Source organism: Actinacidiphila acidipaludis (genome assembly GCF_019890725.1).
Taxonomy (GTDB): Bacteria; Actinomycetota; Actinomycetes; order Streptomycetales; family Streptomycetaceae; genus Actinacidiphila; species Actinacidiphila acidipaludis.
On sequence record NZ_JAINZZ010000042.1, the window covers coordinates 30,662 to 43,836 of the forward strand.

At 72.0% G+C, this 13,175-nt stretch carries 13 protein-coding genes; 4 read left to right on the forward strand and 9 right to left on the reverse strand.

What is annotated here, in order from left to right; translation table 11 throughout:
* Positions 1-83 precede the first annotated feature (83 nt).
* Together K7862_RS26305 and K7862_RS26310 are read left to right on the forward strand one after the other, a co-directional pair.
* On the forward strand, positions 84-1,112 hold the full coding sequence (locus tag K7862_RS26305; protein ID WP_222966847.1) for a saccharopine dehydrogenase family protein: 1,029 nt from the start codon (positions 84-86) through the stop codon (positions 1,110-1,112).
* On the forward strand, positions 1,109-1,645 hold the full coding sequence (locus tag K7862_RS26310; RefSeq protein ID WP_222966849.1) for a GNAT family N-acetyltransferase: 537 nt from the start codon (positions 1,109-1,111) through the stop codon (positions 1,643-1,645). Before K7862_RS26305 ends, K7862_RS26310 begins: the two co-directional genes overlap by 4 nt.
* On the opposite strand, the gene K7862_RS26315 is transcribed toward K7862_RS26310, so the two are convergent.
* From K7862_RS26315 to K7862_RS26330, 4 genes are all read right to left on the reverse strand, one after another.
* The gene (locus tag K7862_RS26315; protein WP_222966851.1) at positions 1,618-2,454 is read right to left on the reverse strand and encodes an SAM-dependent methyltransferase; all 837 of its coding nucleotides are present in this window, start codon (positions 2,452-2,454) and stop codon (positions 1,618-1,620) included. The two genes, K7862_RS26310 and K7862_RS26315, sit on opposite strands and share 28 nt — an antisense overlap.
* Complete coding sequence (locus K7862_RS26320) at positions 2,451-3,263, reverse strand: SAM-dependent methyltransferase (RefSeq protein WP_308012195.1); 813 nt, start codon at positions 3,261-3,263, stop codon at positions 2,451-2,453. The genes K7862_RS26315 and K7862_RS26320 overlap by 4 nt, the downstream gene beginning before the upstream one ends.
* 35 nt (positions 3,264-3,298) lie before the next feature.
* Positions 3,299-3,514 carry a DUF397 domain-containing protein gene (locus K7862_RS26325; protein ID WP_262413843.1) on the reverse strand — a complete coding sequence of 72 codons (216 nt, stop codon included), beginning with the start codon at positions 3,512-3,514 and terminating at the stop codon, positions 3,299-3,301.
* A gap of 108 nt (positions 3,515-3,622) precedes the next feature.
* On the reverse strand, positions 3,623-4,489 hold the full coding sequence (locus K7862_RS26330; protein WP_504740063.1) for a Sco1979 family transcriptional regulator: 867 nt from the start codon (positions 4,487-4,489) through the stop codon (positions 3,623-3,625).
* Positions 4,490-4,629: 140 nt separating this feature from the next.
* On the opposite strand from K7862_RS26330, the gene K7862_RS26335 reads away from it, so the two are divergent.
* Entirely contained in the window at positions 4,630-5,103 is a 474-nt protein-coding gene (locus tag K7862_RS26335; RefSeq protein WP_308012196.1) for an ATP-binding protein, read from the forward strand.
* Positions 5,104-5,178: 75 nt separating this feature from the next.
* Here the strand turns inward: K7862_RS26335 and K7862_RS26340 are convergent, their stop codons facing one another.
* Positions 5,179-5,985, reverse strand: coding sequence for an SGNH/GDSL hydrolase family protein (locus tag K7862_RS26340; protein ID WP_222966855.1), 807 nt, complete (start codon positions 5,983-5,985; stop codon positions 5,179-5,181).
* Between the two features lie 301 nt (positions 5,986-6,286).
* On the opposite strand from K7862_RS26340, the gene K7862_RS26345 reads away from it, so the two are divergent.
* Entirely contained in the window at positions 6,287-7,102 is an 816-nt protein-coding gene (locus K7862_RS26345) for a tyrosine-protein phosphatase (RefSeq protein ID WP_222966922.1), read from the forward strand.
* 63 nt (positions 7,103-7,165) lie between these two features.
* Here the strand turns inward: K7862_RS26345 and K7862_RS26350 are convergent, their stop codons facing one another.
* The 4 genes from K7862_RS26350 to hpnH all read right to left on the reverse strand — a co-directional run bounded on the left by K7862_RS26350 (position 7,166) and on the right by hpnH (position 13,174).
* Positions 7,166-8,341 carry a serpin family protein gene (locus tag K7862_RS26350; RefSeq protein ID WP_308012197.1) on the reverse strand — a complete coding sequence of 392 codons (1,176 nt, stop codon included), beginning with the start codon at positions 8,339-8,341 and terminating at the stop codon, positions 7,166-7,168.
* A 71-nt stretch (positions 8,342-8,412) separates the two neighbouring features.
* Positions 8,413-9,900, reverse strand: coding sequence for an aspartate aminotransferase family protein (locus K7862_RS26355; protein ID WP_222966859.1), 1,488 nt, complete (start codon positions 9,898-9,900; stop codon positions 8,413-8,415).
* Positions 9,887-11,893, reverse strand: a complete 2,007-nt coding sequence (dxs, locus tag K7862_RS26360; protein WP_222966861.1) for a 1-deoxy-D-xylulose-5-phosphate synthase — start codon at positions 11,891-11,893, stop codon at positions 9,887-9,889. The genes K7862_RS26355 and dxs overlap by 14 nt, the downstream gene beginning before the upstream one ends.
* A gap of 252 nt (positions 11,894-12,145) precedes the next feature.
* Positions 12,146-13,174 carry an adenosyl-hopene transferase HpnH gene (gene hpnH, locus K7862_RS26365; protein WP_222966864.1) on the reverse strand — a complete coding sequence of 343 codons (1,029 nt, stop codon included), beginning with the start codon at positions 13,172-13,174 and terminating at the stop codon, positions 12,146-12,148.
* Between the last annotated feature and the right edge of the window lies 1 nt (position 13,175).

Below are 13,175 nucleotides of genomic sequence, written 5' to 3' on the forward strand. Positions count from 1 at the left end.
GGCGCCGTACCGCCCACCCGATATCGCCTGGACGGACGGCGCGTGTACGGTTCCGGTCACCACCGCCGAGGAGGATGCGATCCATGACCTGGCTGTTGTACGGCGCCACCGGTTACACCGGGCGCCTGATCGCGCGCCGCGCGCTCGCCCGTGGCATGCGACCTGTGCTGGCCGCCCGGAATGCCGCCAAATTGGTGCCGTTCGCCGCTGAACTCGGCCTGGAACACCGGGTGTTCGGCCTGGGCGAGTCGGCCGCGATACGCCGCGGACTGACGGGTGTGGACGCGGTGGCGCACTGCGCGGGGCCGTTCGTGCGGACCGCGCTGCCGATGGCGCAGGCGTGCGTCGAGACCGGCACGGCTTACATCGACATCACCGGGGAGATCGACGTCTTCGAGTCGCTGCACGCCCTCGGCCCGCGGGCCGCGGCGGCGGGTGTGCCGCTGCTGCCGGGCGCGGGCTTCGACGTGGTGCCGACCGACTGCGTGGCGGCGCTGCTGGCCCGCCGGCTGCCCGACGCCACGCAGCTCGACCTGGCGTTCCTGGTCGGGGGCGGGACGAGCCCGGGCACCGCGAGGACCGCGCTGGCCGGTGCGGCGGACGGCGGACGGATCAGGGCCGGCGGCGAGATCCGGACGGTTCCGGTGGGGTCGCGCCAGGTGCGCGCGGCGTTCCCGTCGGGGGCCAGGACGGTCGTGTCGGTGCCGTGGGGTGATGTGAGCACCGCGTACCACTCGACGGGCATCCCGGACATCACCACCTACACGGCGGTCCCGGCGCCGGCTCTCGCCGCCAGCCGGGTGCTGCGGGTGCGGCCGCTGCGCGGGGCGCTGGCGGGCCTGGCGGGCAAGGTGGTCCGCGGCCCCGGGGAGCGCGCCCTGAACGGCTCCCGCAGCGAGGTGTGGGGCCGCGCCCGGGACGCGGCGGGCAACACGGTGAGCGCGACCCTGTCGGGCCCCAACCCGTACAGCATGACGGCGGATTCGGTGCTGCGGATCATCGAACGGCTGGCTGAGCTGCCGACCGGTTTCCGGACGCCGTCGATGGCGCTCGGCGCGGACTTCGCGGGGACGCTGGACGGCGTGACGGTCACGATGGCGGCGCTGCGATGAGCGGGACGGCCCCGGCGCCGGAGCCGGCCGCGGGCACACCTCGGGTGCGCCCGGCACGGCCGGACGAGGCGGAGCTGCTCACCGCCCTGGTGCTGCGGTCCAAGGCGCACTGGGGCTACGACGCGGCGTTCATGGCGGCGTGCCGGGACGAACTCGCCGTGACCGCCGAGAAGGTGGCGGAACACCGCACCGCCGTCGTTGAGCTGGCGGGCGGCGAGGGGCCGGCGACGGTGGCCGGGATGGTCACCGTGGAGGGCGAACCGCCGCACGGCGCGATCGGGATGCTGTTCGTGGACCCGGGCGCGATGGGCCGGGGCGTGGGGCGGCTGCTGTACGGGCACGCGCTGCGGGTGGCGGCCGGGCTGGGCATCACCCGGCTGTCGATCGACGCCGATCCGTACGCGGAGGCGTTCTACCGGACCATGGGCGCGGTCACGGTCGGCCGCGTGCCGTCCGGGTCGGTGCCCGGACGGACGCTGCCACTGATGGAGGTGGAGATCGCCGGTCAGGCCTTGCGGGCCACCGCTCCGTAGAAGCCGATGCGCTTGACCGCGTCAGGGTCCGGCGGGGCCGTCGGGCGCCACAGCGGCACCTGCACCAGACCGGGGTCCAGCAGCTCGAACCCGTCGAAGAACGCCAGGACTTCGTCGTACGTCCGGGTGTTCAGGGTCGCGGTCGCGTTGCGGTAGACCTTGAACACCTCGGGCAGCGAACTGGCGTGGAAGTCGGCGGTGGCGTGCGAGAGCACCAGGTGGCTGCCGGCCGGCAGGGCGTCCCGCAGTGCGGCCACGATGCCCGCCGGGTCCTCCTCGTCCTTGATGAAGTGCAGCACCGCCACCAGCATGAGCGCGACCGGCTGCTCGAAGTCGATCAGCTCGCCGAGGGTCGGGTGCTCCAGGATGGTCTCGGGCTTGCGCACGTCGCCGAGGAAGAACCCGGTGTTGCCGCCGCTGCCGGTGAGGCGCGCGCCGGCGTGGGTGGCCACGATCGGGTCGTTGTCGACGTACGCCACACGGATGTCCGGGGACACCGAGTGCGCGATCTCGTGCGTGTTCGGCGAGGTCGGGATGCCGGTGCCGATGTCGATGATCTGCCGGATGCCGCTCTCGGTGAGGTGGCGCACCGCGCGTTCCAGGAAGTCCCGGTTGGCGCGGGCGGCGGGGATGATGTCCGGCAGGAAGTCGATGACCCGCTGGGCGGCCTCGCGGTCGACCTCGTAGTTGTCGCGCCCACCGAGGTAGTAGTCGTACATCCGGGCCGGGTGGGGGCGGCTGGTGTCGATGGTCTCGGCGGCGAAGCCCAGGTCGTCCGCCGCCGCGCCCTCCGGCTCCCGCTCGCTCATGCGGTCCGCTCCTTCAGCCGGCCGACCGCGCCGTAGACGCCGATCGGCTGGTCCGGGACCTGCGTGCTGTCGTCCGGGCGCCACTCGTGGACCTGCACCAGGCCGGGGTCGACGAGGTCGAAGCCCTCGAAGAGCTCGAGCACCTGGGCGTGGCTGCGGGGGGTGAGGGCGGCGGTGGCGTTCTTGTAGACGCTCGCGACGTCGTCGGCGCGTTCGCCGTGGAAGTCGCCGGTGGCGTGCGAGAGCACCAGGTAGCTGCCGTCGGGCAGGGCGTCGCGGTAGGCGGCCATCAGCCCGGCCGGGTCCTCGGCGTCCGACACGAAGTGCAGCACCGACACCAGCATCAGGGCGACGGGCTGCGTGACGTCGATCAGTTCGCCGATCGTGGGGTGTTCCAGGATGGTGCGCGGCTTGCGCATGTCGCCCAGGAAGAACCCGGTGTTGCCGGTGCCGAGCAGGTGGGCGCCGGCGTGCGTGGCGACGATCGGGTCGTTGTCGATGTACGCCACGCGGACGTCCGGCGACACCGCGTGGGCCAGCTCGTGGGTGTTCGGCGAGGTCGGGATGCCGGTGCCGATGTCGATGATCTGCCGCACGCCGGAGCGGGCGAGGTGACCGACGGCGCGGCGCATGAAGTCGCGGTTGGCGCGGGCGCCGAGGACGACCTCGGGCACCACCTCCAGGACGCGTTCGGCGGCCTCGCGGTCGACCTCGTAGTTGTCGCGTCCACCGAGGAAGTAGTCGTACATGCGGGCCGGATGGGGCCGGCTGGTGTCGATCTCCTCGACGGGAAATCCCTGGTCGGTCACGCCGGCCTCCGGTTCTTGATGGTCATGGATCGCGGTCAGCCGAGGAGGAAGTCGGCCTGGCCGGCCTTCGCGCCCTGGATGAAGGTGGAGATCTCGTGGCGGGTGTAGATCAGCGCCGGACCGTCGGGGTCGGTGGACTGGCGCAGCGCCACCCGGCCGTCGTTGAGCTTCTTGGCCTCGACGCACGAGCCGCCGTTGCCGCCGCTCCAGGGTTTGCGCCAGCCGTCCTGACCGAGGTCGGCGGCGGGCATGCCGTTGTAGACGCTGCCGGCGCCGTCGAGGCCCGGGGCGTGGAGGTCGTCGTGGCCGGCAACGGCGCCGAAGATGCCGGCGCTGCCGTCGTTGAAGCGATCCATGGTTCAGATCTCCTTGCGCATGCCATCGAGGATGGCTTTCGTGCTGTGTGCGGGCGCTGCCTGCGCGCACATCCGGTCCAGCGCCTCGAGGAACGTGGACACGTCGTCCCGGTCGTCGAAGTAGACGCCGCCGACGAGACTTTCGGAGTAGGCGACGTCCGGGAGCTCTCTGAGCTGGAACCGGAAGATGTGGAAGGGCCCGTACATCGCCGGATGCGGGCCGGCGGCGTACGGGATCACCTGTAGCCGTACGTTGGACAGTTCGGTGGCCTCGATCAGCGCGCCGATCTGCTCGCGCATGACCGTGCGGCCGCCGATGGGACGGCGCAGCACCGTCTCGTCCATGACCACCCACAGCAGGGGCGCGGCCTGTTCGCGGGTGAGCAGGCTCTGCCGCTCGATCCGCAGGGCGACCAGCCGCTCGATCTCGTCCGCGGTGGCGTGCGGCATGCCGGCGCGCAGCACGGCACCCGCGTAGTCGGGGGTCTGCAACAGACCGGGGACGTAGTGGGGTTCGTAGGCGCGGATGACCGCGGCCTCGCCCTCCAGGCTCACGAACGCGCTGAACCAGTCGGGCAGGACGTCGCGGAAGCTGTGCCACCAGCCGGGCCGGTTGGCCTCGCGGGCCAGGGCCAGGAAGCCGCCGATCTCCTCGGCGGCGGTGATGCCGTAGGTGGTGAGGAGCTTCTCGACATAGGGGATTTTCAGGCCGACTTCGGCCTTTTCCATGCGGCGGATGGTGGCGTGGGTGACGTCGAGTGCTGCGGCGGCCTGCTCGTAGCTGAGGCCGGCTTTCTCCCGCAGATCCTGGAGACGCTTGCCGAGCACCATGCGCAGGACCGTCGGAGCGCCTCCCGGCCGCAGGTCCATCACGTGCCTCACTCTCCAACTGCCTTGGCTGGCAAGCAGTGTGTCACGACGTCAGTGCCAACGACAGCGTGTTTTCCATGATTCTGCAAATTGCAGAACGGACCTTGCCAGGTGTGAGTGAGCAGCCTCATAGTGACAGGGTGGTCTCCTCAGCAGACGCCCTGCGGCAGGACCGCCGGCTCGGCGCCGGCGTCCCCTGCCGACGCGACGTCTTCCGGCTGCCCGCACTGGGCGCGTCCGTGGCGGACGCCCGCGGGCGGGTCCGCGCGCGCCTGCTCGAATGGGACCTTGACGCCGAACTGCGCGACGACGCGGGCCTGGTGGTCACCGAACTGTTCACCAACGCCGTGCGGCACACCCGGAGCGAGAAGATCACCTGCGTGCTGCAGGACGCCGGCCGGGTGATCCGGCTGGAGGTCACCGACCAGGGCCACGGCTCCGGGGTGCCGATGCCGTGCGACGCGCAGGACGACGAGGAGGGCGGCCGCGGGCTGCTCCTGGTGAGCCTGCTCTCGGTGGCCTGGGGCTCGGACCCCGCGGAGACCGGGGCCGGCCGCATGGTGTGGGCCGAACTCGCCGCCCACCGCGGGCCGAGGGCGCTGCCGGACCACTGATTTCGCGGACCACGGGGACCACCGGCCGCGGACACCCAGGGTGCGGGGACTTGCTGATCGCCGAGGCCGCAATCCCTAGCGCAGCGGCAGCAGATCCGGACGCTTGGGCGCGCGGTCGTCACCGGAGGACTCACCGCGCAGCCGGCGGCCGATCCACGGCATCAGGTACTCCCTCGCCCACTGGATGTTCTCGCGCCGCACCTCCGAGGGCAGGCGCTGCGACTGCGGCGGCCACGGCTCGTCGGGGTCGGTCGGCACCGGCATGCCGAGCACCTGCGCGGCCCGCAGCGCGACCCTGGTGTGCCCCTCAGGCGACAGGTGCAGCCGGTCCTCGCTCCACGCCCGCCGGTCCTGCACCGAGCGCAGCGACCACAGGTCGAGCACCGGGCAGCCGTGGCGGTCGGCGATGGCCCGCACGTGCGCGGTGTACGTGGCGATCTTGCCGCGCAGATGGCGCAGCACCGGCACTCCGCGCGTGTCGAAGCCGGTGCACACCAGCACGGTGCCGACCGCGGCGGTGAGGTCGGTGACGGCCGCCTCGAAGCGTTCGGCGACGGCGTCGGGATCGCCGCCCGGCCGCAGGATGTCGTTGCCGCCGGCGCAGAACGTCACCAGGTCGGGGGCGAGTTCGACGGCCCGCGGCACCTGCTCGGCGACGATCTGGTCCAGCAGCCGCCCGCGCACGGCGAGGTTGGCGTACCGGAAGTCGCCCGGCGCTTCCCCGTCCGCCCGCCGCTCGGCCAGCAGCACGGCGAGCCGGTCGGCCCAGCCGAGGAGGGTGCCGTCCGGTCCCGGATCCCCCACGCCCTCGGTGAAGCTGTCCCCCACCGCGGTGTACGACCGGAACGTTCCTTTGGTGTTGTTGCGTGCGTCGTCAGCCACGTCGGGCCATTTTTCCCCTCGGGATGTGACCTACGCGACCGTAGGGTGGCGTTGACGCAGCGTGATTCATCCCACCGGCTCACACCCTCCGCAGAAGGAATACGGCGACCTCGGGGACAGCGAGGTCGCCGCCGGGCGGTGGGCGCCACCGGCGTGCGGCAGGCACGGCCCGCCGGACACATACCGTTCGGTATGCCGTTGCTCATACCGTCCGGTACGGGACGTCCGCGCTGCCGTATCGTCGACGGTGGCCCAGCATGAGCGGTGACGCGACGACGAAGGAGCGCAGGTGACGCAGGAAGTGCGGCAGTCCACCCCGACCGGGGACGAACCCGAGCTGACCGGTGTCCGCAATTTCCGCGACGTCGGCGGCCTGCCCACGGAGGACGGGCGCCACGTGCGGTACGGCGTGCTGTTCCGCAGCGGGCACCTGGCGCACGCCTCGGACGAGGACACCGCGTTCCTGGAGTCCCTGGGCCTGCACACCGTCTTCGACTTCCGCAACCGCGACGACATCGCCCTGGAGGGGCCGGACGCGGTGCTGGCCGGCACCCGCAACCTCAACATGCCGCTCAGCGACCCGGCCGAGGGCGCGGGCTTCTGGCACATCGTGCGGGACGGCGACGTCGAGGCGCTCCGGGAGCTGCTGGGCGACGGCAAGGCCGCGGAACGGATGGCCACGGCCTACCGCAAGCTCGTCCTGGAGCGGACCGAGGAGCACTCCCGGATGCTCGCCGAGCTGACCGACACCGCGGACCCGGCCGTCCCCGCGCTGCTGCACTGCGCGGCCGGCAAGGACCGTGCGGGCACCTCCATCGCGATCATCCTGCTGGCGCTGGGCGTGGAGCGGTCGGCGATCGAGGCCGACTACCTGGAGAGCAACGCGCGGCACCGCCGCTACAAGGTGGTGCGCGGCGACGGCAGCACCGGGACCGAGATCGACCCCGCGATCCGCGAGCTGCTCAGCCCCCTCTTCGAGGCCCGGGTGGAGTACCTGCGGACGGCCTTCGCGACGATCGAGGAGAAGTGGGGGTCGGTGGACCGCTACCTGGAGGAGGGTCTCGGCCTGACGCCGGAGCGGCGTGCGCTGCTGAAGGACCGGATGCTCACCGACTGAGCCCTGCGGATTCGGGCCGCCGCTCTCTCCCGCGGCGGCCCGCCGCACGCAGCCGGGACGGCGTCACCAGCCGCCGGGCCGGCCAGGCGGTGCGGCCCTGGGTTCGGCCACCCAGCCGGCCGCCAGGATCAGCCGGCTCGCGCGGTGCACCGCGAGGAACGCGAATGGCCGGTCGAAGGCCACGTCGACCTGCCGGGCCTCACTGCGGGGCAGTCCCGCGCCGAGCCTCATCTCGAACGCCGTCACGGCCGCCGCCTCGAAGCCCTCGGCGCTGAACGACGCGGTGACCGTCTGCCGCCCGCGGCTCATGGCCAGCCGGGTCCGCGAGATCCCCGGGAAGTGGCCGCGGGTGCTGTCGGTGGCGGCCTTCAGGCCGAACACCTCCGGGCGGCGCAGCAGATCGTGGTCGGACTCCACCGTGAACGCCGGGGTCGTCACCCAGAGGCTGTCCTCCCACGCGGGACCGCGCACGATCGTCACCCCCGGCCCCGCCTCCCCTTCCGGCAGCGAGCCGCCGCCGGTGGACGCGTACGCCCCGGCCAGGTCCCGCTCCCCGGCGGCCAGGACGACGCGGGGCGAGGCGCCGTCCTCGCCCATCAGCAGGCGCACGTCGATGCCGTTGTCGCCGGCCACCTCGAAGACCGTCAGGCGGCCGTGCGGGGTGGCGGCCACCCGGACCTCGTCCAGGTCGGTGCCGGGCCGTCCCAGCCCGGCCAGGTCGCGGCCGAACCACGGGCCGCCGCGCGGACGCAGCCGGGCGGTGACGAACGGCCGCAGCCAGCGGGTCTCCACCGTCAGGGCCGCGGCGAGCACCATGACGGTGGCCTCGTCGAGCCCGACCGGCATCCGCGGGACCCGCCCGGCGGTCGCACGGTCGGCCCAGGCGTCGAGCTCGGCCCGGTCCTTGACCGCGTCGCCGGTCAGCCGTCCGACGACGGCGGGTGGAAGCCGGCGCAGCCACTCCTCGCGCAGGACAACGCGGTCCTGCGTCCACACGCCGAGCGCGGCGGACAACCCGGCCTGGTTCGCGAGCAGTTCGGTCAGCGCCCGGCCGCGCGACAGGGCGGTGTCCGGGTCCACCTCCAGGGCGGCGGCGAGTTCGGGACGGGCGGGGCCGTCCGCGGCCCCGCCCAGGAAGGCCAGCAGCGGCCACACGCAGGCGGCGCTGAGCACCCCGCCGGTGCGTGGGTGCAGCGCGAACCGCGCCCACCGCACCGTCAGCGCGTTGACCGCGCGCACCGTCGTCTCGTCGGCCGTCCCCGTCCCCTCCGTGCCCCCGTCCCCGTCCCGTCCTCCGCAGCGGTCGGCACCTACGAGCGGTTGGCGACCGCCTGCTTGACCAGGGTCCGGCCGAACTCCCACATCAGGCCGCCGCCGTCGTGGGCGTCGTCCATCACCGCGGTGAAGGCGGTGACGAAGCGGTCCGCGTCGGCCTCGTCGAAGACCAGCGGCGGGATCAGCTTGATCACCTCGATGTGGTCACCGGACACCTGGGTGAGGATGCGGTGCCGCTGCAGCAGGGGCACGACCACCATCTGCGCGAACAGCCCCTTGCGGGCCGCCTGCAGCATCGTCCACCGGCCGCGCAGGCCCAGCGACTTGGGCCGGCCGAACTCGATGGCGATCATCAGGCCGCGGCCGCGCACCTCCTTGAGCATCTCGTACCGGTCGGTGAGCGCGGCCAGCCGCGTGCGCAGCAGGTCGCCGACGCGGCGGGAGTTCTCCACCAGCTTCTCGTCCTCGATCACCGACAGGCTGGCCAGACCGGCGGCCATCGCCTGGGCGTTGGAGCCGAAGCTGGCGGAGTGCACCAGCACCCGGTCCATCGAGGAGTAGACCTTCTTGAAGATCCAGTCCTTGCCGAGCGTGGCGCCGACCGGCACATAGCCGCCGGACAGCGCCTTGGCGACGGTCACCAGGTCGGGCTCGACGTCCTCCTGCTCGTAGGCCCAGAAGGTGCCGGTGCGGCCGAGACCGGTCTGCACCTCGTCGCTGATGAGCAACGCCTTGTGCTTGCGGAGCAGTTCGTGAGCCGCCCGCAGGAAGCCCGGCGGCATCATGTAGACGCCGTGGCCCTGGATGGGCTCGACGATGAGCGCCGCGACGTCGCCGCGCTTGAGCTCCCGGGCCAGCGCGTCGAGGTCGCCGAGCGGGATCTCGGTGTCGGGCAGCAGCGGCGCGAAGCCGTCCTGGAAGCCGGGCTCGCCGTTGACCGACAGCGAGCCCGTGGTCAGGCCGTGGAAGGAGTGGGTGCAGTACAGCACGCGCGGCTTGCCGGTGGCGTAGCGGGCGAACTTCAGCGCCGTCTCCACGGCCTCGGTGCCGCTGTTGGAGAAGAACACCCGGTCCAGGTGCGGGGCGTGGGACAGCAGCTTCTCCGCGAGCAGGCCGGGCAGCGGCTGGCAGTCGAAGCGGGTGAGGTCGGGCAGCCCGGCGTCCAGCACGTCGTGCAGCGCCTTGCGGACCACCGGGTGGTGTCGTCCGACGCCCTGCACGCCGAACCCGGCGAGCATGTCGAGGTAGTCGTTGCCCTCGGCGTCCCAGAAGTGAGCGCCCTCGGCACGCTCGTAGAACTTGTCGAAGCCGATGGTGTGCAGCATGCGCGGCAGTTGCGGGTTGAGGTACCGGCCCTGCAACTCGTAGCGTTCACCGCCGCGTTCGGCGAGCAGCGTCGCCAGGTCGAACCCCTTGGGCTGCCCGCCGTCGTCCCGGCTTCCGGCCTCGCGGCTTCCGGCGTCCTGACCACCGGCGTCGTGTCCGCCGGCGTCCTGGCCGGCCGCCGCGTCAGACGATGTCATCGCTCACCTGCTCCTTGCGTGCGTGGATCCGTTCCGAAGTGTGCGCGGGCCCGGCGGGTGCCGGGACGGCGTGGTCGCCGGCCGCCGGGGCGAGCGGCCGCCGCGGGCTGCGCCCGGTGATGCGGGTCAGGGCCGCGCCGATGCCCCCGGCGATCTCGGCCGGGGTGAGTCCGATGTCGGCCAGCACCTCGCCGCGCTTGGCGTGGGCGAGGAACTGCTGGGGGATGCCGAAGTCGCGCAGCGGTACGTCGACGCCGGCGTCCCGCAGCGCCTGCGCGATCGCCGAACCGACGCCGCCGGCCCGGCCGTTGTCCTCGACCACGGCCACCAACCGGTGGCCGGCGGCCAGTTCGGGCAGCGCGGGGTCGACCGGCTTGACCCAGCGGGGGTCCACCACGGTGACGCCGATGCCGCGCCCGGCCAGCAGTTCGGCCGCCCGCAGGCAGGTGACGCCGAGTGCGCCCACCGCTACCAGCAGGACGTCGGGTTCCTCGCCGGACGCCGGGCGGCGCAGGACGTCCATCCCGCCGATCCGGTCGATCGCCGGCAGGGCCTCGCCCGCGGTCTCCTTGGGGAAGCGGACGACGGTGGGCGCGTCCTCGACCTCGACCGCCTCCCGCAGTTGGGCCCGCAACTGGTCGGCGTCGCGCGGCGCGGCGATCCGCAGGCCGGGGACGACCTGGAGGATGGACATGTCCCACATGCCGTTGTGGGAGGCGCCGTCGACACCGGTGACGCCGGCCCGGTCCAGGACGAAGGTCACACCGCACTTGTGCAGGGCCACGTCCATCAGCACCTGGTCGAAAGCCCGGTTGAGGAAGGTGGCGTAGACGGCGACCACCGGGTGCAGGCCACCGGTGGCCAGGCCCGCCGCCGAGGTGGCGGCGTGCTGCTCGGCGATGCCGACGTCGAAGACCCGCTCGGGGAACGCCCTGGCGAAGGGCTCCAGGCCGACCGGCTGGAGCATCGCGGCGGTGATGGCGACGACGTCCGGCCGCTCCTCGCCGATGCGCACCATCTCGTCGCTGAACACCGAGGTCCACGAGGGGCCCTGGGAGGGCACCAGGGGCCGGCAGGTCAGCGGGTCCATGGCGCCGACGGTGTGGAACCGGTCCGCCTCGTCCTGCTCTGCGGCCGGGTAGCCGCGGCCCTTCTCGGTGATGCAGTGCACCAGCACCGGGCCGTGGAAGCGGCGGGCCCGGCGCAGCGCGGACTCCACGGCGGCGATGTCGTGGCCGTCGATCGGGCCCAGGTACTTCAGCCCGAGGTCCTCGAACATCCCCTGCGGCGCGAAGGCGTCCTTGAAGCCCTTCTTGGCGCCGTGCAGCGACTCGTACAGCGGGCGGCCGACCACCGGCGTCTGCTGCAGGACCTGCTTGCCCCAGGACAGGAAGCGCTCGTAGCCGTCGGTGGTGCGCAGCGTGGCCAGGTGGCTGGCCAGGCCGCCGATGGTGGGGGCGTAGGAGCGTTCGTTGTCGTTGACGACGATGATCAGCGGCCGGTCCTTGGCGGCGGCGATGTTGTTCAGCGCCTCCCAGGCCATGCCGCCGGTGAGCGCGCCGTCGCCGATGACCGCCACCACGCGGTCGCTGCAGTGCCGCACCTCGTTGGCCTTGGCCAGGCCGTCGGCCCAGCCCAGCACGGTCGAGGCGTGGCTGTTCTCGATGACGTCGTGCTCGGACTCCTCACGCGAGGGGTAGCCGGACAGGCCGCCCTTGCTGCGCAGCTTGGAGAAGTCCTTGCGCCCGGTGAGGAGCTTGTGCACGTACGCCTGGTGGCCGGTGTCCCACAGGATCTTGTCGGCCGGGGAGTCGAAGACGCGGTGCAGGGCGATGGTCAGTTCGACCACGCCGAGATTGGGTCCCAGATGACCGCCGGTTCTGGCCACGGCCTCGACCAGGAAGTGCCGGATGTCGGCGGCCAGCTCGTCGAGCCGGCCCTCGGGCAGCGCCTTCAGGTCGCGTGGGCTGTGGATGTTCTCCAGCATCGTCATGTGCAGACCTCGTTCCCCTGCCGGAATTGCGTGTGACCCCTGACGTCCCCGTGTCCCCGTGATCGTTCTCCGTGATCGTTCCCCGTCTTCGCAGCCTCTCACGGTGCCACCGCCCCTTACGTCCGGAACCGGCGGCGCGCCCGGAACCGGTGGCGGGAAGCGCGCGGGTCACCGGCAGGGCGTCGCCGCCGCCGGTGACCCGTACGCGTCGAGCATCGAGCCGTTCAGGCCCTCGCTCCGTTCACCGGGCCGTCACTTGGCCCGGTTGGAGGCGACCGTCTCGCGGGCCGCGCGGATGGACTCCTTCAGGGAGCCCATGGTGGCCAGGACGGCGGTCGGCTCGTAGCCGCAGTGCGCCATGCAGTTGTCGCACCGCTCGTCCTTGCCGCGGCCGTACTTGTCCCAGTCCGTCTTGTCGATCAGCTCCTGGTAGGTCGGGACGTAGCCGTCCGCCATCAGGTAGCAGGGGCGCTGCCACCCGAACAGCGAGTAGTTCGGGATAGCCCAGGCGGTGCAGGGGAAGTCGGCCTTGCCCTCCAGGAAGTCCAGGAAGAGCGGGCTGTGGTTCAGCCGCCACCGGCGGCGGTTGCCGTCGCCGAACGCCTTCTTGAACAGCTCACGGGTCTGCTCCACGCCCAGGAAGTGGTCCTGGTCGGGCGCCTTCTCGTAGGCGTAGGCGGGCGACAGCATCATCTCGTCGACCTGCAGGTCGTCGTTGAGGAAGTTCAGCACCTCGACGATGGTCTGCGGGGTGTCGGTGTTGAAGAAGGTGGAGTTGGTGGTCACCCGGAAACCGCGACGCTTGGCTTCCTTGATCGCCTCCACCGCCTCGTCGAAGGTGCCTTCCTTCGCAACGGACTCGTCATGCCGTTCCCGCATGCCGTCGATGTGGACGGTAAAAGCGAAGTAAGGAGACGGCGTGAATTTGTCGATCTTCTTACGGAGCAGCAAGGCGTTGGTGCAGAGGAAGACATACTTCTTGCGGGCCACGAGCTGACGCACGATCTCGTCGATCTGGGGGTGCATCAGCGGCTCGCCGCCCGCGATCGACACCATCGGCGCACCCGATTCCAGCACCGCGCCGACGGCCTGGGCCACCGGCATGCGCTGCTTCAGCACCCCGGCCGGGTGCTGGATCTTGCCGCAGCCCTCGCATTTGAGGTTGCAGGCGAAGAGCGGCTCGAGTTCCACGATGAGCGGGAACTTTTCGCGACGCCTGACCATTTTCTGTTCGAAGAGGTACGACGCGACACGGATGGTCTGACGGAGCGGCATAGCCATC